The sequence below is a fragment of the Caldicoprobacter faecalis genome, from assembly GCF_900115765.1.
GTDB lineage: Bacteria > Bacillota > Clostridia > Caldicoprobacterales > Caldicoprobacteraceae > Caldicoprobacter > Caldicoprobacter oshimai.
Genome location: NZ_FOXR01000026.1, coordinates 1 through 18,471, shown reverse-complemented (window position 1 = coordinate 18,471; position 18,471 = coordinate 1). Strand labels below are relative to the sequence as shown.

Annotated in this window: 14 protein-coding genes; 11 read left to right on the top strand and 3 right to left on the bottom strand. The window is 44.4% G+C overall.

Features of this window, described 5'->3' with window-relative positions; genetic code table 11:
- Positions 1–95 precede the first annotated feature (95 nt).
- The 9 genes from BM241_RS09255 to BM241_RS09215 all read left to right on the top strand — a co-directional run bounded on the left by BM241_RS09255 (position 96) and on the right by BM241_RS09215 (position 15,205).
- The gene (locus BM241_RS09255; RefSeq protein ID WP_177206142.1) at positions 96–2,378 is read left to right on the top strand and encodes a helix-turn-helix domain-containing protein; all 2,283 of its coding nucleotides are present in this window, start codon (positions 96–98) and stop codon (positions 2,376–2,378) included.
- A gap of 275 nt (positions 2,379–2,653) precedes the next feature.
- Positions 2,654–3,607, top strand: a complete 954-nt coding sequence (locus tag BM241_RS09250) for an ABC transporter permease (protein ID WP_092282593.1) — start codon at positions 2,654–2,656, stop codon at positions 3,605–3,607.
- A gap of 52 nt (positions 3,608–3,659) precedes the next feature.
- A complete protein-coding gene (locus BM241_RS09245) occupies positions 3,660–4,568 on the top strand; it encodes a carbohydrate ABC transporter permease (RefSeq protein ID WP_092282592.1) in 909 nt (302 codons plus the stop codon).
- Between the two features lie 123 nt (positions 4,569–4,691).
- On the top strand, positions 4,692–6,311 hold the full coding sequence (locus BM241_RS09240; RefSeq protein WP_025747602.1) for an extracellular solute-binding protein: 1,620 nt from the start codon (positions 4,692–4,694) through the stop codon (positions 6,309–6,311).
- 206 nt (positions 6,312–6,517) lie between these two features.
- Entirely contained in the window at positions 6,518–7,669 is a 1,152-nt protein-coding gene (locus BM241_RS09235; protein ID WP_092282591.1) for an oligogalacturonate lyase family protein, read from the top strand.
- 416 nt (positions 7,670–8,085) lie between these two features.
- Complete coding sequence (locus tag BM241_RS09230; protein ID WP_177206141.1) at positions 8,086–11,427, top strand: glycosyl hydrolase; 3,342 nt, start codon at positions 8,086–8,088, stop codon at positions 11,425–11,427.
- Between the two features lie 226 nt (positions 11,428–11,653).
- Positions 11,654–11,920 (top strand): glycoside hydrolase family 3 N-terminal domain-containing protein, encoded by a 267-nt coding sequence (locus tag BM241_RS09225; protein WP_092282589.1) that lies wholly within the window; start codon positions 11,654–11,656, stop codon positions 11,918–11,920.
- A gap of 114 nt (positions 11,921–12,034) precedes the next feature.
- Complete coding sequence (uvrA, locus tag BM241_RS09220) at positions 12,035–14,863, top strand: excinuclease ABC subunit UvrA (RefSeq protein ID WP_092282588.1); 2,829 nt, start codon at positions 12,035–12,037, stop codon at positions 14,861–14,863.
- Between the two features lie 24 nt (positions 14,864–14,887).
- On the top strand, positions 14,888–15,205 hold the full coding sequence (locus BM241_RS09215; protein ID WP_092282587.1) for a hypothetical protein: 318 nt from the start codon (positions 14,888–14,890) through the stop codon (positions 15,203–15,205).
- 79 nt (positions 15,206–15,284) lie between these two features.
- Here BM241_RS09215 and BM241_RS09210 read toward each other — a convergent pair whose 3' ends face one another.
- From BM241_RS09210 to BM241_RS09200, 3 genes are all read right to left on the bottom strand, one after another.
- Complete coding sequence (locus tag BM241_RS09210) at positions 15,285–15,665, bottom strand: DUF4363 family protein (protein ID WP_025747596.1); 381 nt, start codon at positions 15,663–15,665, stop codon at positions 15,285–15,287.
- Between the two features lie 5 nt (positions 15,666–15,670).
- Positions 15,671–16,348: a DUF421 domain-containing protein gene (locus BM241_RS09205; RefSeq protein WP_092282586.1), complete on the bottom strand. Its 678-nt coding sequence runs from the start codon at positions 16,346–16,348 to the stop codon at positions 15,671–15,673.
- 61 nt (positions 16,349–16,409) lie between these two features.
- Positions 16,410–17,150 carry a DUF6062 family protein gene (locus BM241_RS09200; RefSeq protein ID WP_092282585.1) on the bottom strand — a complete coding sequence of 247 codons (741 nt, stop codon included), beginning with the start codon at positions 17,148–17,150 and terminating at the stop codon, positions 16,410–16,412.
- 159 nt (positions 17,151–17,309) lie between these two features.
- On the opposite strand from BM241_RS09200, the gene BM241_RS09195 reads away from it, so the two are divergent.
- Positions 17,310–18,119: an amino acid ABC transporter substrate-binding protein gene (locus BM241_RS09195; RefSeq protein ID WP_242948358.1), complete on the top strand. Its 810-nt coding sequence runs from the start codon at positions 17,310–17,312 to the stop codon at positions 18,117–18,119.
- 143 nt (positions 18,120–18,262) lie between these two features.
- A complete protein-coding gene (locus BM241_RS12965) occupies positions 18,263–18,394 on the top strand; it encodes a hypothetical protein (RefSeq protein WP_278292625.1) in 132 nt (43 codons plus the stop codon).
- The last annotated feature ends 77 nt before the right edge of the window (positions 18,395–18,471 follow it).

Genomic DNA, 18,471 nt, shown 5'->3' with positions numbered 1-18,471 from the left:
ACGGTGGTGAATATATTAACCATCCCGTTAAGTTGATCAAAATTTAATTGTAGAATTGATTCTATATGGTGCTTGGGAACGGGAGGCTTACAAAAATGAATATAAAGAGTGTGCGATATCTCACAAAGCTTATTATCTTCAGCTTGTTGGTAGGCGTGCTTCCGGTTATTACACAAGGCGTATTTTTTTATCATAGGTCCTCTAGGGCGATCCAGGATAAGGTTTATGAGTTAAACATGCAGCTATTGGTTCAGAATCAGATGAGGATAGAGGAGATTTTAAAAAGCATCCGCTCACAGTATACCTTGTTTGCCAGCGTTTCGGCTGGTCAGTATATGGACAGACCCCTTAGTTTTAAAGAATACGATAAAGTAAACGAGATTTTAAAAAAGCTTAAGGGCCCTCAATATATAATCCCTGCCATTCATAGCGCTTACATGGTAAATTTTTCAAAAGATTGGGTGATTGGCAACGATAGCATGGGCTCATTTTCTGCTATGCGCAACAAGGAGCAGATTTTAAAGATACTGGAGAATCCCGCTTACAGCTTTTGGACTTATGTAGATTCACCGGCTAACACTTCTGTGCACATGAATATAAGCAAGCAGTTCCCTATAGGGAACATTTGTTTGATTATTAAATTGCCGGTAAATTCGCCCGTTCCTTCAGGGGCCATAATAGTAAATATATCGAGGCATGTTATTGAACAAATCATTTCTAGTAAAGGAAGCGAAAGAAATATCATTGTAGATGAAAATGGAAGGGTTTTGTTTTCTTCTGATGCAAGCATAGCGGGAATGGACATGTCGACATTGCCGTATATAAAGAAGATTATGGAGGCTGATAAAAGGTCGGGCTTTTTCAAAGCGAATATAGATGATGAAAGAATGGGGGTAATCTTCAGAAAGTCCGATTATAATGGATGGATTTATTTAACATTTTACTCTATTTCTGATATAACAAAAGAATCCAGATCGATGGGTATTACAAGCGTAATTATTTGCGTTTCTATGATATTGATTGTCGTTGTTTTCTCTATATCGGGTTCCAACGTTATGTACAAACCTATAAATCATATTTATCAAATTATGCGCAATATTAGCGATGGCAGTAGTTTATCTGGGAAGACCGATGAGTTTGTATATATACAGGAAGGAATGGTCACACAGCTAGAAAAGTTTTTTGTCCTTAAATTGATAAATGGAGAGCTGGGGAGCGACGAGTTTAAGAAAAAAATGGAAGGCATTGGCCGCAAGTACTTGTGGGATTCTGCTTTTGTGGTTACAATCCAAATTTTTAAGCAAGGCGACTACCAACGGCGAAGTGATACCCAAGAATTGGCTATAACCGTGATTCAAGAGATTTTAGAGAAAATAATTCCGCCATCGCGGTCGTTAAAACCTGTGCTAAAAAAGGATGGCGTTGTATTGTTAATTGGCAATGAGAAGGATGAACAGGTTGAAACCGCAAAAGAATTTTTGTGTTGTATTGCTGAAAAGATTAATAAGGAGATAATGAACAGATTGGGTATGCAGGTAAATATTGGGGTTAGCAGTAGGTTCAGCGATTTGGATTATACGTATGTGGCCTACAGGCAAAGCATAGAAGCTTTGATTACGAATCAATTGCTTGGCGTAAAAAGTCCCGTATTGTTTTTTGACGAGATGGTAACCGATGGCTACAATGCAAAGCCATATCCTCAGATACTCGAGGGGCGGCTGATTGATGCGATCAATATGGGAGAACTGGACAAGGCTGAAGCGATTTTGAAAGAACTTATAGATGATATATTCAGCCGGCAGACCAGTATAAACGATATCTTCTTCTCATTATTGCGCCTTATGGTAAGCTTGATCAAAATAGTGCAGGATGTGGGCAACAATATCGATCCCCTGTTTTCTGATTCCAGTATAATGTATGTTCAAAAATTATATACGCTCAGGAACACACAGGAAGCCCATGGATGGTTTATGGACTATCTGATTAAACCGATTGTGGACGTTTTGGAGGAATACAGGGTCAGTCAGAGCAAAGAGATAGCCGAGAACGTCATCAGTTTAATCCATCAGGAATATGATACCGATATAACTTTAGAGAGCTGTGCTGCAAAGCTCAATTACCATCCCAGCTACATTTGGAAAGCTCTGCGCAAGGAGTATAATACTACGTTCAGCGATTATCTGTCGCAGTACCGACTAAAAATTGCTAAAGAATGGTTAAGAGAGACCGATATGAGCGTAGCAGAAATAGCTGAAAGGTTGAGATACAGCAATTCCCAAAATTTTATACGTTTTTTCAAGAAGATGGAGGGAGTTACGCCAGGACAGTACAGAAACGCATATCGCCACTTCAAGGGTCAAAAAGGTGGGGAGTTTTAAGATTATATTTGAATAATGTATTCCCGGTTAAGATATAAAGGTATATATACGCCTTTTAATGGGATAAAAATACATTAATACAAAAAAATAACATTAAACAGGATAATCATCGTCTATCCAGTGCGGCATTTTAAGGGGATTCAATAAAGTGATTATTGAGCGTTATGGATCCCAAACATAAAATTAATGATGTAGGAGAGCCCGTAATATGGACGGATAAGTGTAAAATTTAAACGCCAGCTATCATTTTATTATACGAAGGGAGACAAGTTTGTATGAGAGTTGCAACAAACAACCCAACGCTGAACTTAGAAACCAAATACAGAAGAGAGATGTGGAGAAAAATAAGGAAGGATAAGTGGTATTATCTGCTTTTGCTTCCCGGCATAATTTATTTCTTAGTATTCAGGTATGGTCCTATGTGGGGAATACTCATTGCTTTTAAAAATTATATGCCTTTCTTGGGTTTTTGGAAAAGCCCGTGGGTGGGATTCCAAAACTTTGAAGACTTTTTTGCAAACCCCGATTTTTTCAAGCTGTTGAGAAACACTCTGCTGATATCGTTTTATAACCTCATATTTACGTTTCCGGCGCCCATAATACTTGCATTGTTATTGAACGAAGTGAAGAATGCGCTGTTTAAGAGAACGGTTCAAACTCTTGTGTATATACCCCATTTTATATCCATGACTATAGTGGTAAGCTTGACATACATCTTTTTAACCACCCAAGGTGGATTTGTAAACAATTGGCTGTATGAGCATATGGGGAGAAAGATACAGTTTCTGACGGATCCGAAATGGTTCAGGCCTTTGATAATAATACAGACTATATGGAAGGAAACGGGCTGGGGAACGATAATATTCTTAGCTGCACTTACAAATATAAATCCTTCATTATATGAAGCAGCAATAGTTGATGGTGCTAAGCGTTGGCAGCAGATGAGGTATATTACGTTGCCTTGCTTGATGCCAACGGTCATAATACTCTTGATACTCCGGTTGGGTGGCATACTCGACACGGGTTTTGAACAGATCTACTTGATGATGAATTCGCTTAACAGGGAAGTGGCTGATGTCTTTGATACCTATGTCTATACTATGGGTATAGCCCGAGGAGCATTCAGCTACAGTACAGCGGTTGGACTTTTTAAATCGATTGTGGGTATAGTCCTTATACAGCTGAGCAATCTTTTGGCTCGGAAAGTATCAGACATCAGTTTGTTCTGATGTTAATACTTCTTGAAATATTTGAAATAAAAGGGAAGAGGATGAGAGAAAGATGGTATTGAGAGGCAGGAAGTCAAATGCAAGTCGAGAATCGCTCGGGAGCAAAATATTTGATGCCTTCAATTATGTTTTTTTAGCCTTTGCGGGGATGTTATGCATTCTCCCATTCCTCTATGTTATAGGTGGTTCGTTTGCAACCGAAGGGGAACTGACCACCAGGAGCTTTTTCATACTACCTCGTACCTTTACGTTGGACGCATATAAGTATATATTTTCGACATCGGCTCTTGCCAACAGCTTCAAAAATACGCTAATCATTACAATTGGCGGTACAGCCATAAATCTCTTTTTCACGGTTAGCATGGCTTATGCGCTGGCCAAAAAGGACCTGATTGGTAGAAATGCCATAATAAATATGGTCATATTCTGTATGCTATTCGGTGGTGGGATGATCCCCACGTATCTATTGGTAAGGAATTTAGGCATGTTAGATACTTACTGGGCCTTATGGTTGCCCGGTGCCATCAGTCCCTTTAACCTTTTCATAGTGCGCAACTTTTTTGAAGAGTTTCCAGGGGAGCTTAGGGATTCTGCTGAAATAGATGGATGCAATGTGCCGCAGACGCTGTGGTATATCGTGCTCCCGCTTTCAAAAGCAGTGCTGGCTACGTTTGCACTGTTTTATGGAGTAGGTCACTGGAACGCATTTATGGGGCCGTTGCTTTATCTGAATGATTCGAAAAAATGGCCTATACAGATCATACTGCGAAATCTTATAATAGCTTCGTCCGGCACGGCAGGTTTAGGCTCACTGGTGGATATGCCGCCTGACTATCAGCCACCCGCACAGGCGCTAAAATTGGCGGTCATTGTAGTGGCGACGGTACCGATTTTGCTGGTGTACCCGTTCTTGCAGAGGTATTTTGTCAAAGGAGTTATGATAGGTTCATTGAAAGGATGATATTTGCCAGCGTTGTTTTGGTGGTTAAAATGAGCGTTTCCGCGGTTTTAGCTGCGGAAAGCTATAATCACCAACAACTTTTAATAAAAATTCAACATAAATTTTAAAAGGAGGTAAAGTTATATGTCTTTGAAACCAACAACACGTCTCTTAATGGTTTTAGTATGTATTATGTTGTTTGCCTCAGCCGTGTTGGCAGGATGTTCCAAGGATGCTGTGAATCAGCAGCCACAGAGTGGAGAAACCGAGAATAAGGGGGAAGAGACGCAATCCGGCGGCTCTTCTGATGAACCTGTGCAGGAAGAACCTTTTAAATTGAGCATCATGACCATATTCTATCCAAGCGACAAGGCACCAGAGCCTGCTCCCGAGGATAGTCCGGTTATTCAAAAGTTAGAAGAGTATACCAATACTGATCTGGAGATTCTGTGGACTCCTTCAACTAATTATGAGGACAAGTTTAACGTAACATTGGCTTCCAATGATATGCCAATGGTCATACTTGCTCCCGGCAAAACGGCTACAGTGATAAGCGCGTGCCGAAATGGGGTTTTCTGGGAATTAGGGCCGTATTTTGAGGAGTATCCGAACTTGAGCCAGTTCAACCCAATTGTCCTTAACAACATATCAATCGATGGAAAAGTGTACGGGCTGTATAGAGCTAGAGATTTAGGAAGAAATGGTATCATCTACAGGCATGACTGGCTACAAAAAGTGGGAATGAATGAATTAAAGACTATTGACGACTTCTATACCATGCTTAAGAAATTCACTTACGAAGATCCTGATGGTGACGGAAAAGACGATACCTTTGGTATGGTGGTTCATCAAAGCAATTATCAATTCAATGTTTCTGCCCTGTGGTTTGGTGCACCCAATGGATGGGGTGAAAACGAAAATGGTGAGCTTGTACCTGCCCATCTCACTCCAGAATATTTTGAGGCATTAAAATGGTGGAAAAAGTTATATGATGAGAAACTGATAAACGAGGACTTTGCTGCTTTGGACCCCGAAAAACGATATGACTTTATCATAAACGAGCAAGCGGGCGCAGAGATACAGGTGTGTGACGATGCCGGAAGGCTGGAATCCAGATTTAAAGATGCCGGTAAGAGCGTAGGAACGCCAAATACCGCAGAGGACGTTGATGTACGCTTGGGTATTGTAGGGGCTGTTGAGGGCCCCAAAGGCCTGAGGGCTTTGCCTACATCAGGGTATAATTTGTTCTATCTTGTTTCAAAGCAGTCGGTAAAGACAGAAGATGAACTTAAAAGAGTGTTGAAATTCTTTGACCAGCTGGGCGATAGGGAGATGCAGGACCTGCTCGATAGAGGAATTGAAGGTGTACATTATGAGTTAGTTGATGGAAAAGTGAAACCTATTGAAGGCGATCAACGGCTGGGTGCACAGCTATCGGGGCTTAATCAGCTGTTGCTGTTTGTGCCAAGGAATAATCAGACGCCGCGAGTGGATACAGAAGTGAGAGAGCTGCAGACAAAGGTTATAGCTGAAAACGAAAAGATAGTTGTTGGTAACCCTGCAGAACCCCTTATTTCGGAGGTATACAGCCAAAAAGGGCCTCAACTTGACCAGATCATTGAAGACGCACGGGTACAGTTCATCGTAGGCCAGATTGATGAGCAGGGTTGGAAGGATGCTATAGAGCAGTGGCGTAAGTTGGGCGGCGATGATTATATTAAGGAGATAAATGATTTGTATAAAAAGGCTAAAGCAAATCAATAAATCCCACCAAAAAATATCGAATGATGATGCGATAAGATATACCAGTCCGGTACAAACGGGCTGGTATATCTTTTGGATTTTTTCAAATTTAGTTGGCGTAATCGATTAAAAATGCAATGCTTATACATTTTTTGTAACTGAACAAATATTTTTAATTTGGCACAAAATTAAAGCATATAAATAACAGAAATGGAGGTTGTTTTGCTATGCCCAAAGGGACAGTATTCAAGGGAGATAAAGTAACCGTTAAAGATAGTTTCACTGGGGTTGAAGTCACAAGGATAAGCCCCAATGTTGGAAATACTTTTCATCCATATTTTACTCAGCCTCTTTTTTCATTTGATGGGAAGAATGTACTGGTGGCTTTTGACCGAACAGGTTCCTGGCAACTTTATAGCCTCCATATTCCGACGGGGGATATGGTGCAGCTCACCGATGAACCGGATATCCGGCCGGGAGCTTCGCTTCTTGACCCCAATACCATGAGGGCTTTCTACTGGGCCGGCAGAAAATTAAAATCTGTAAGCTTGGATACTCTTGAGGAAGATGAGTATTATACACTGCCCGAGGGCTTTGTCGGCTCAATACTTTCAATTACCTCGGACGGTTCAACGTTGTATTTTGCATACTCAGAAAAATTAGCTTTATCCACTGTAACCAACAAAATATATTCCGGGATGAACGAGACGTTTTTCCGTCGCCCGGCTAGCGTGGTCATGCAGGTAAATGTGGTGGACAAAACCGCTAGAGCCATATGGGGCGAGCGGGAGTGGATCACCCACGTAATAGTAAGCCCGGTGGATAACGATATTGTATGCTTTTGTCATGAAGGCCCCTGGCATCTGGTGCAGAGGACCTGGATTGTTAGAGCATCTACTTCAGAAGTATGGCCAATAGTTGAGACCAAACGGTACTTGGAACGCGCAGGGCACGAGATATTTACGCGCAGCGGGCGTATATGCACCCAGTATGGGCGCCGCGAGAGCATATCCGATGAGTGGAAGTGCGCCGACCTTTTTATAAATCCCGATGGTACCAACATGGTGATGTTTGAGTACAAGCCCGGTCCGAAACCCATGCATGTACAGGTAAATTCCACAGAAGAGTATGGCGTTGGTGACGGTGCTTTTATGATCAATGGGCCCAAGGACGGCGATCAATATATATCGCTCATCAAATATGAAAACGGGCTGGCGAAGCAAAAAATCCTCTGCACCCATGGAACTTCCTGGAAAGCACAGCACAGCCATCCACACCCGATATGGTTCCCCGATGACTCCATGGTACTTTTCACTTCCGATAGAGAAGGGCGCTGCAACGTGTATATTGCCCCTGCAGACTATGATATGCTCAAATAGCTGAACTCCTTATACAAATTTACGGTCAACCGCCGGGAAAGCCTTCTTTTTAAGGAAAGGATGAAAAGCGGTCCCTGATTTGAGCATTAAATTGTATGCATCTAATACTTGCAGTATAATGTAATTATGAACAGCAAAAGATGGAAGTGACCAATTATAACGGTTTATGACATTGCCTATCAGACTCATCAGGTGCCCCAAGTACCCACGCAAAGTTCCTCTGTAGAAGGAGCGGCCGATGGCTAAAGATAAGGTTGAGGCCCAGCGGTGAAACGTCTGTTGTCGTGGAGAGGGCGAACCTACTACAGAGGAATGTTTTGTCGTAATAAAAGAGAAAGTTTACCTTGTGTAGGAAGTGAGAGCGAGTTATATTAATCTATGTTATGAGATGGTGCTTTTATAGGGGGGAAATTTGTGTGTCTCTAAAATTTGGTATACAGCCTTTTTGGTTCTGGAACGGCGATATGAGGGATGACGAGATAAGAAGGCAAATAAGGGAGATGGCTGAAAAGGGGATAAAGGGCTTTTTTATTCATCCCCGTCAAGGGCTTTCGGTGCCCTATCTGTCTGAAGAGTGGTTTAGAAAAGTGGGCATTGCCGTTGAGGAGGCAAAAAAGAGAGGTCTAGAGGTATGGCTCTATGACGAATACCCCTATCCCAGCGGGGTAAGCGGCGGCTTGGTGGTGCTGGACCATCCGGAATTTGAGGCAAAAGCCCTTAAAGCCCGAATATTCGATGTGGAAGGCCCTAAAGCCGTCGATATGGAACTGCCATGGGGGCAAGCCTTGCTGGCAAGGGCATATCCAAAAAAGAATGATGTGATCGACTGGGATGACCCGGTGGAGCTGTTGCACTGCATAGGCACGGGATATAAGGAAAACATCTTTCAGATGAGCGGGCTTACCCAGTACAACAGAAAAAGGTTTTTTACAGGCAAGCCTGTAAAAAAGCTTCACTGGGATGCACCTGAAGGTACATGGCATGTCTGTATTGTGTTGCAGGTAGCGGTGGGTGACTTCAAATACTTCGGGAAATATGTGGATCCCTTAAATCCCGAGGCGATGAGGTATTATATCAATACCACCCATGAGCAGTATAAGAAATATTTCAGCCATGAGTTTGGAAAAACCATAAAGGGGATTTTCACTGATGAAATAACGGCTTTTCCGCCGGGTATGCCGTGGTCACCGCTTTTACCCGAAATGTTTGAAAAAAGAAACGGCTATTCGCTGGTGGACAGGTTGCCCGCCCTGTTTGAACGCATGGGGCTTGACACCGATAGAGTGAGGTATGATTACTGGAATACCGTCACAAACGCTTTTATTGAAAGCTACGAGGTCCAGGTTCGGGATTGGTGCGAAGCCAATAATCTGCTGTATGTGGGGGAAAAGCCCATACTGAGAAGCAAGCAGCTTAAGTATTTTCATATACCGGGCATAGATGCGGGGCATCAAAAGGTGGGTACCAGGCCAGACGTTGCCAGCCCTAAATACAGGGCCAATGCCAAGCTTGTCAGCTCGGCAGCCCATTTTTATGGAAAACCCGGCACTTTATGCGAGTGCTTCCACAGCATAGGGTGGGGTATGACCCTTCAAGACATGAAATGGACGTTCGATTGGCTTGCGGTTCAAGGGATAGGCTTCTTTGTACCCCATGCCTTCTTTTATACCACCGATGGGCTGACCAAACATGATGCCCCTCCGTCCAGCTTTTATCAAATGCCCTATTGGTCCTATATGGGTTTGTTGTCTGATTACGCAGATAAAATAACCGATATCATGAAAAGAGGCAGGCGAAAGGCGGATATAATCATATTGGATCCGATTTCAAGCCAGTGGACGGCCATGGGAGAGAAAAGGCATTTGAAGGAAAAGCTAGAGAATGGATTTTCCAGGCTGCAGAGGGCGCTTCTGGAAAACCATTTTGATTATTATATAATGGACCCTGAATTGTTTAGCCAGTGCGACACAAGGCATGGATGCATCAGATTCAGAGATGAGGAATACAAGGTGCTCATCCTTCCACCAATGCTCAATATTGAGGAATGCGCATTGGAAAAGCTCAAGGAGTACATTGAAGGTGGAGGCATCGTCATAGGGGTGGAGTGCCTACCCGTTGAGAAGATCGGAAGTTCAGACACCGGTTCAATGTTCAGCCAATGGTTCGATGTGGATGCTCGGGATATTTACGGCCGTTATGTGGGGAATGAAAATTTATCCGACGCCAGAGCAACTTATACTGATGTGGTTGCGGGTAATGTTTACAATGAACAAAACGATGAAAATCAAATACGTATTGAGGCTTCTGCTAAAAAGAAAAAGGCGTTTTTTGTAAAAAGCGTAGAAGAAGTTCCGGAAATGGTGGCTAAAATGGTTCAGCGGCCTATCTCTATCATTAGAGATACCTGTCAGGGAAGCCGAGGCACTTATCAAGAAGTTGGAGGTACTTGCTGCGAAAGCAGAGATATACAACAAGAAGACATTTATCAAAACGCTAAAGCCACATGTCGTGAAGTTAAAGATTCCCACTTGGAAAGCATAGAGGCCTGTCCGGCTGGCATAGATGCCTCTCAAGAAAAGGATATATTAGCGGCATGCTATGAAGTTGATGGCCAGCTGAGCTGTTTTTTGGTCAACACATCAGGTACACAGCACAGGGTGAGAATTTACCCCAACTGCAACAGTTTTTTACATCCACAGGTATCCTGTAGCGATCCCGGTTTGGAGGGCAGCGAAAGCATTATTGAGCTTGATGAGGATGCCAGAGAGAGAGGTTTTGTTCTTGAGTTTGCGCCTTATCAGGCCTATATTTTGACAGTGAAAGAGAGGCAGGATGAAGCGATTGGGCTACAGGCCAAAGCGCAGAGTTCTGCAGCGAGACAAAAGATAGACCTTGATGATAATTGGGAAGTCCACCCCAAGGGCATGAATGCCTTGAGGCTGGGTCTCTGGCGGCTTAAAGTTGAAGGCAGTTCGGATGAGAAGCTGGTGGAGTGTAAACCCATAATAGATCAGATTCACGATACAGGAATTGCTCTACCTGTAAAGTTAAAGGATCATTTTGGCTGTCCCAAGCAGCTGGAGCTGCCCACACTTAACTGCATATACACAGCTGAATTTTCTGTCGAGGATGATGTTTCGCTGCCGGTATTGTTGGTCATGGAACCCGGCAGCGTACAGGGTGAATGGTATATGCTGGTGAACGGCAATCGAGTAAATTCCGCTCAGTTTGCACCACAGGAGATATACCTGCCCACTAACCTGGCTGTGGATATATCGCCGTATATAAAGAAGGGCTTGAATGAGATACAGGTGAGGATAACTACTCAAGCCAACCATGATGGCCTTGTAAACCCGCTGTATCTGTTTGGACGTTTTGGGGTGGTAAAAGAGAATGGAAAATGGAAACTGTGTTCAATTAGCAATGTTGGAAAGCCGGGCGATTTAACAGGAATTGGCTTGCCATTTTACGCAGGTACTGTGGTATACAGAAAAAAGGTGTTCATCGATGGTGCGGCTGAGATGATGGAGATGTATATCGATGATACAGGTATGGAAGATGTGATAGCTCTTTATGTTAATGGTCATCTTGCAGGAACGAGGGCATGGAGTCCTTACCGTTGGATAATAGATAAAGACTGGATCAGGGCCGGGGAGAACGAACTTGAGCTTCATGTAACAAATACCCTCATACGGCTTTTTGAGGGGCAGTATTTTGATCACCGCAGACACGCTTATGTTGATGTATGCAGCTCTTGATGCTACGTTATATGCTGGTAAGAGTCTGCAAGCGTTGTTGATATAAGCTTTGTTGAGAGGAACTGCCAGATTATGCTTTGTTACAGGTTGAAGCCTAAAAAGATGGATGATTTTGTTTGCACTGGCGGGATGGCACGAGAAGTGCTCACCGCCATTTTTGTTTTATTTTATTTTTGGCAGAAGTTTCGCAGATTAAACATTTTCCAGGGCATGGCGATACCGTGATATGGATTCCTGCGTGGACCTTCCTAGATTGGAACACCACATGCAATGCCTCAAAAGCTTTGAGCTCATTCCTTTCAAGCGGGCCATTGAAGAAGGAGCTGACATGGTCGTGGAGGCGCATATAGTGTTTCCAGACATAACGGAGGAAAAGGTGCCTGTTATAGCTTTGAAGCTCAAGTATGGTTTGAATGATCAGCTGGTGGATGCCAGCAGGATTTCCCAAACAGTGGGGATAAAGGAGCGCAGGGCTGTGGCTGACAGGGCCTAGGGAAGGAAGTGATATAATCCTCCCTTTCATTCTGTGAGGATTTTTGCTATACTGTATTCTGAATTGTTGTGGTAGAGATAAATTTAATAAAACGAAAGAGGGTTTGGCTGACGCATGGATGACGGCAAGGTGATTTATGTAAAAGGCGCCAGAGAGCACAACTTAAAAAACATAGACGTGGTGATTCCCCGGGATAAGCTGGTGGTGGTGACCGGGCTCAGCGGCTCCGGTAAGTCCTCGCTGGCTTTTGATACCCTGTATGCCGAGGGGCAGCGACGGTATATAGAATCGCTGTCGGCGTATGCCCGGCAATTTTTGGGACAGATAGAAAAGCCAGATGTGGATTATATCGAGGGGCTTTCGCCTGCCATATCCATTGATCAAAAAACCCCGCGCAGGAATCCCCGTTCCACGGTGGGAACGGTTACCGAGATATACGATTACCTTCGCCTTTTGTTTGCCAGAATAGGCACTCCTCATTGCCCTAACTGTGGCAGGGAGATCCAGCAACAGACGGTCGAACAAATGGTGGATTACGTCATGGGAATGGAGGAAGGAACCAGGATTCAGCTTCTCGCTCCTCTGGTGCGTGGCCGAAAAGGGGAGTATGTACGGCTGCTCGAGGACATAAGGAAGGAAGGCTATGTGAGGGTTCGGATAGATGGGGAGATGCGTGAACTTTCGGAGGAGATAAAGCTGGATAGAAACAAGAAGCATACCATCGAGGTGGTGGTCGATCGGCTTGTTGTAAGGAAGGGCATCGAGCAGAGGCTCACCGATTCGCTGGAGGCGGTGCTAAAGTTAAGCGATGGGTTGGCGGTTGTAGATGTGATTGGGGGACAGGAGATACTCTTTAGCCAAAAGTACGCCTGCCCTGAGTGCGGGATCAGCATAGAGGAGTTAACTCCTCGGCTGTTTTCGTTTAACAGCCCTTTTGGAGCTTGTCCCAACTGTCACGGGCTGGGCGTTTTGATGGAGATTGACCCCGATCTGATAATTCCCAACCCTTCTTTGAGTTTGGCAGAGGGGGCAATTGCCGTTCCTGGATGGAACAGCGGCAACGGGGATAGCATGGCCAGAATGTTTTTGGAGGCGCTGGCCGAGCATTACGGTTTTAGCCTGGACACCCCTGTTGAAGACCTGCCTGAAGAAATTATCGATATCATTCTATACGGCACTAGAGGCGAGAAGATTAGGTTTAAGTATGACCGCAATGGTTCGGGCTATTTTATGGCCCCCTTTGAGGGGATAATCCCAAATCTGCAGCGGCGTTACCATGAAACCGATTCTGAATCGACCCGTGAAGAGATCGAAGCATACATGGGCAATACCCCTTGCCCTGTTTGTAAAGGCGCCAGGCTAAAGCCCGAAGCGCTGGCCGTCACGGTGGGAGGGCTCAACATATACCAGGTGACCAATCTGTCGGTCAAGGAGCTCCTGGATTTCATCGACGGCCTTAAGCTTACGCCTACGCAACAGCTGATTGCCCATCAGATACTCAAGGAAATCCGCTCTCGACTTCAGTTCATGGTGGATGTGGGGCTTGATTATCTGACTTTGTCGCGCCCTGCGGGAACGTTGTCGGGCGGTGAGGCTCAGCGCATCAGGCTGGCTACGCAAATTGGGTCTAGCCTGGTTGGGGTGCTCTATATACTGGACGAACCCAGCATAGGTCTGCATCAGCGCGATAACGAGAGGCTGATACGCACTTTGAAGCGACTCAGGGATCTGGGCAATACCGTAATCGTTGTGGAGCACGACGAAGAGACCATACGCTCGGCCGATTACATCATAGACATGGGGCCAGGGGCCGGGGCCCATGGTGGCCGGGTGGTTGCTGCCGGTACCGTCGAGGATATTATGAATACCCCCGAGTCCATCACTGGGCAGTATTTGAGCGGTAAAAAGAGGATAGAGGTTCCTCCTGTGCGAAGGCAGCCCAGCGGCAAATGGCTTGAGGTTGTGGGAGCCAGCGAACACAATTTAAAAAATATAAACGTCAGAATACCGCTGGGGGTAATGACCTGTGTGACCGGCGTTTCTGGCTCAGGCAAGAGCACTCTGGTGAATGAGATCCTCTACAAGGCGCTGGCCAAGGAGCTCAACCGCGCAAGCGTAAAGCCGGGACGGTATGAAAGGATATTGGGGCTCGAACACCTCGATAAGGTTATAAACATCGACCAGTCTCCAATAGGCAGGACGCCGCGTTCTAACCCTGCCACCTATACCGGCGTGTTCGATTATATACGCGAAGTATTTGCCATGACCAGCGATGCAAAGGTAAGGGGATACAACAAAGGGCGTTTCAGCTTTAACGTCAAAGGGGGTCGCTGCGAAGCCTGCCGAGGCGATGGCATTATAAAGATCGAGATGCAATTTTTGTCGGATGTGTACGTGCCCTGTGAGGTGTGTAAGGGGAAGCGGTATAACCGTGAGACGTTGCAGGTAAAATACAAGGGGAAAAACATAGCCGATGTGCTGGATATGACGGTTGAGGAGGCTATGGAGTTCTTCGAGAACATCCCGAGGATCTACAGGAAGCTGCAAACCTTGTATGACGTGGGACTGGGCTACATCAAGCTTGGACAACCATCAACCACCCTGTCTGGCGGTGAAGCCCAGAGGGTTAAGCTGGCCACCGAGCTGAGCAAGAGAAGTACCGGTCGTACCATATATATACTTGATGAACCCACTACGGGTCTGCACATTGCCGATGTTCACAGGCTGATCGATATCCTGCACAGGCTGACCGATGGAGGGAATACCGTAGTGGTCATCGAGCACAATTTGGATGTGATAAAGACGGCCGACTACATCATCGATTTGGGGCCGGAAGGTGGAGAAAGGGGTGGGATGATAGTGGCCCAGGGCACCCCCGAAGAGGTGGCAAATGTGGAGGGCAGCTATACAGGCAAATTTTTAAGGCAGGTACTCAATATGTGAAAAAGTAGAAAGGATGTGATGTGTGTGGAAAGAGCTTTTCGCTATCAGACCGGCGAGGCCGATGAGATCGTCAAAGAGCTGAGGCAAAAAGGAAGCGTTGAGGTGGATGTGGATTCGGAGGACAAAATAAAGCCGTTTTTAAAGGATTTGGAACGGTATGGCATATATGAGCGCAGCGACATTCCCTGGGACTACGAAGCCATAAGCTTCTTTGAAAATCAGGACTTTTTATGCAGGGTACAGGTGGAGGATCGCGCTTGCCAGCCGCCAAAATCTGGATTGTTTATAGATTTTTACAGCGAGTATGTTGAAGACGATTATGCCGATATATTTTGGGGTTGATGTCCGTTCAACCCAGCGTATGTTGATAGAAATAAATTTTGGTCGAGAAGAGTGCCTAGATGCAAGTTGCATTTATGCCTTAAAATATGTTTACAAGGCACAGGGATTCCTTTTGTGGAATGTGGATTATAAAAAGCCTAAGAGCCGAGATCTCGGACAGTGAGTCGGCCTTTGCTTTAAGGCTTACCAGCTGTTTTATCTTTGCCAACGTTGCATCGATATTGTCTATTTCTTCATGGTTGATAAATATCTGCCAGGAATTTTTGGTTTTTCTCCATAGCTGGTTGAAAGATTCTAGCTGGTCGTTAGCCATCTCCCAGTTATCGTCTTTTATTGCCGATTCCAGGCTGCTCAGGCGTTGTTCTAACTTTTCGGCGGAGGCCGCAAGGCTGTGTTGGGTCCAGACCGCAAAGCCGATAAAAATGATGGTTATTGCTACCATTATCAGGGGTATCTTCAATGAGCTCACCTCCGCTTTTCTTTTTCTTCTATCTGTAAATTTCTCTGGCTGTCAAGATAAGCGAAGAATACGTCCTCGGGTTTAAGCCCGCGAATCTCGAGCTGCTGAAGCAGCCAGTTGATGTCCACGCCAGCCTTGGTAAGGTTTTTGTGTTGTATATGGCCGTCCATGATGAGAGTGTATGGTAGGCCTTCATAGCGGGTGGAGAGCTTGAGGTCCTCTGCGGTTACTGGCCTCTTTTGTGGTTTGGGTATAACGCTTAGCTGGCCGTTGGTCTCAAGTATCGCAAACTCGACATCCGATACGTTAACTATATTTTTTTCTCTCAGCTGTTCCAGCAGATCGTTTACGTTATAGCGCAACCGAGCTAGCTCCTTCTGTACAATCTTGCCGTTTTGTATCACGATGCTGGGGGAACCGCATAGAATGGTTCTGGCCCTTTCGCTTTTTAAAGTGATGTATGAAATAACCGCCTCTGCCAAAAGCAGCGCCAGGATGGATATGATTCCGTTCAAAAGGGGTATACTCGTGTCCTGCATCGGTACCGATGCCAGCTCAGCTATCATTATTGTCACCATCAGCTCAAACGGCTGCAGTTCACCCACCTGCCGTTTTCCCATAATCCTTACCCCAGTGACTACCACGGCATAGAGTATTAAAGCTCGAAAAAACGCCACTAACATAGGTACAACCTCTCACCCTTGCTTGTATTTTTATATATAGATTGGCTGGAACGTATATGTTTTATTCTTGATTGATGGAACCACCTTTTATTTTAAAAATACACCTTTTTAGTGAATCCCTGGAAGTATGCCACGGGCTGTCAACGTAGTAATAGTTAAACTTCTTGATAAACCAGTTTAATTCATCGTTAAGCCTTTTGAGGTTGTTTTCCTGTAGCGAAAAGGTGGCTTGGCAGAATTTTTTAAGCTGTGGGCCGCTAAGCAGGCGCTGCGCCTCCCCAATTAAGAGGTAGAAATGCTTGAAGCAAAAGCCTTTGCAGTTTTCATACAGCGATTGAAATTTGCTATTGCATGCCCACAGCTGAATGATGGACGCAGCATAGCTATGCATAGCATCCTTTGAATGAATGCATAAAAAGCATGGAGATTCATCGATATCGTATTGATTTGTGTGCCGATTAAATATCTTCCTTATGATGTTTAAAGCATGATATTTTGACGGCAAATAAGGGACTTCCATTATCCTTCTGAACTTACGCAGCTTTGACATCTCGTGCAATAATATCTTATCCACAATGAGGGCCAATCCAAACTTATCTCTGTAATTTAAAAGCTGCTGGAAATGCGTCGAGCAAAAGCTCATATGCTCCAGAGACCTGTGAAAATTTACATCGTTAATCATATCCCTGAACAGCCCTGAAATATAAGATTCCTCAGTTCTCTCTATTATATGGCATAGAGGGCACTCGGTATTTTCCTGGAAGGCGTCCCACAATGGGAATGTAAATATTTCCTGCTTCATTTCACACCTCTTTAAATCCATAATATTTAACAGTACTTATTGTTTTCACGTAACAGGAAAGTATTCAATTTTATTGAGTTTAATACTTTACTAATTTAGCATATTAAATTATAATATTATTGTTTGAAAATTGAACAAGCCTTGAATGGAGGAATTGAAGTGAAGAGGAGTACAATTGTGCTTTTAACTTTGGCATTGATGGTTGGACTTTTGTTGAGTGCCTGTTCGGGAGCTCAAGAGACTGCTAAAGACGATTCTTTGGAGAGGATTAAGCAGGCCGGAAAGTTTATAGTAGGGCTTGACGACACATTTGCCCCCATGGGCTTCAGAGATGAGGAGGGCAACATCGTTGGGTTTGACATCGATTTGGCTAAAGAGGCTGCAAAGAGATTGGGCGTGGAAGTAGAGTTTAAGCCCATCGACTGGAACAGCAAGGAACTGGAGCTTAAGAATAAGAAGATTGACATGATATGGAATGGTCTTACCATTACCGAGGACAGAAAGAAAAACATGGCTTTTACAAAGCCTTATCTAGTGAATACTCAGATTATAATTGTGCCTGAGGGATCCAGCATCAAGAGCAAGGCCGACCTTGCAGGCAAAAAGGTAGGAGTGCAGATGAGCAGCAGTGGCCTTGAAGCCCTTAAAAAGGATAAAGAGGTCTATGACTCCCTGGCCGAAGTGGTGGAATACCCCGATTACTTGGAAGCGTTCTTGGACCTGAAGGCAGGCAGGATTGATGCAGTGGTGGCAGACGAGATACTGGGAAGATATTACATCGAAAAGAGGAATGAAAATTTTGTGATTTTGGACGACAATTTCGGTACCGAGGAATACGGCGTCGGGTTGAGGTTGGAAGACAAACAACTGCTTGAGGCACTGAACAGGGTGCTGGATGAGATGAAGCAGGATGGCACCATGTCTGAGATTTCGAAGAAGTGGTTTGGCGAGGATATCATAAAAAAGTAAGTGTTGTGTCGCACTATCACTGGAGGCTGACGGGGCCATTGATATACCGTCAGTCCTCTTTTGTGTTTTTATAAAAATACGTAAGAAAACGCTGCCTTCTATAAAAAGGATGCATTTTTAACTCATTTATTAGGAGAGATGCCATGCAAGAACTATTGCTTGAAGTTGTCAGCCCTACATTAGAATATATCTCAAGAATCATTGTGCCCATGTTACAGGGCACTGTGGTTACTCTAGAGCTGTTTTTTATCACTATTCTCAAACTTCGCAGTTAAATATTGACTGCTAGACCTTGAAAAATCAATAATTCAGCCAATTTATATACCTATTAAGATGCTTTTTTATACTCCAT

Coding starts and splice junctions, on each gene's coding strand:
- BM241_RS09200 (WP_092282585.1), bottom strand. CDS start 17,150: ATGAAGCAGGAAATATTTACATTCCCATTGTGGGACGCCTTCCAGGAA.
- BM241_RS09255 (WP_177206142.1), top strand. CDS start 96: ATGAATATAAAGAGTGTGCGATATCTCACAAAGCTTATTATCTTCAGC.
- BM241_RS09225 (WP_092282589.1), top strand. CDS start 11,654: ATGGATTCCTGCGTGGACCTTCCTAGATTGGAACACCACATGCAATGC.
- BM241_RS09240 (WP_025747602.1), top strand. CDS start 4,692: ATGTCTTTGAAACCAACAACACGTCTCTTAATGGTTTTAGTATGTATT.
- BM241_RS09245 (WP_092282592.1), top strand. CDS start 3,660: ATGGTATTGAGAGGCAGGAAGTCAAATGCAAGTCGAGAATCGCTCGGG.
- uvrA (WP_092282588.1), top strand. CDS start 12,035: ATGGATGACGGCAAGGTGATTTATGTAAAAGGCGCCAGAGAGCACAAC.
- BM241_RS09250 (WP_092282593.1), top strand. CDS start 2,654: ATGAGAGTTGCAACAAACAACCCAACGCTGAACTTAGAAACCAAATAC.
- BM241_RS12965 (WP_278292625.1), top strand. CDS start 18,263: ATGCAAGAACTATTGCTTGAAGTTGTCAGCCCTACATTAGAATATATC.
- BM241_RS09235 (WP_092282591.1), top strand. CDS start 6,518: ATGCCCAAAGGGACAGTATTCAAGGGAGATAAAGTAACCGTTAAAGAT.
- BM241_RS09205 (WP_092282586.1), bottom strand. CDS start 16,348: ATGTTAGTGGCGTTTTTTCGAGCTTTAATACTCTATGCCGTGGTAGTC.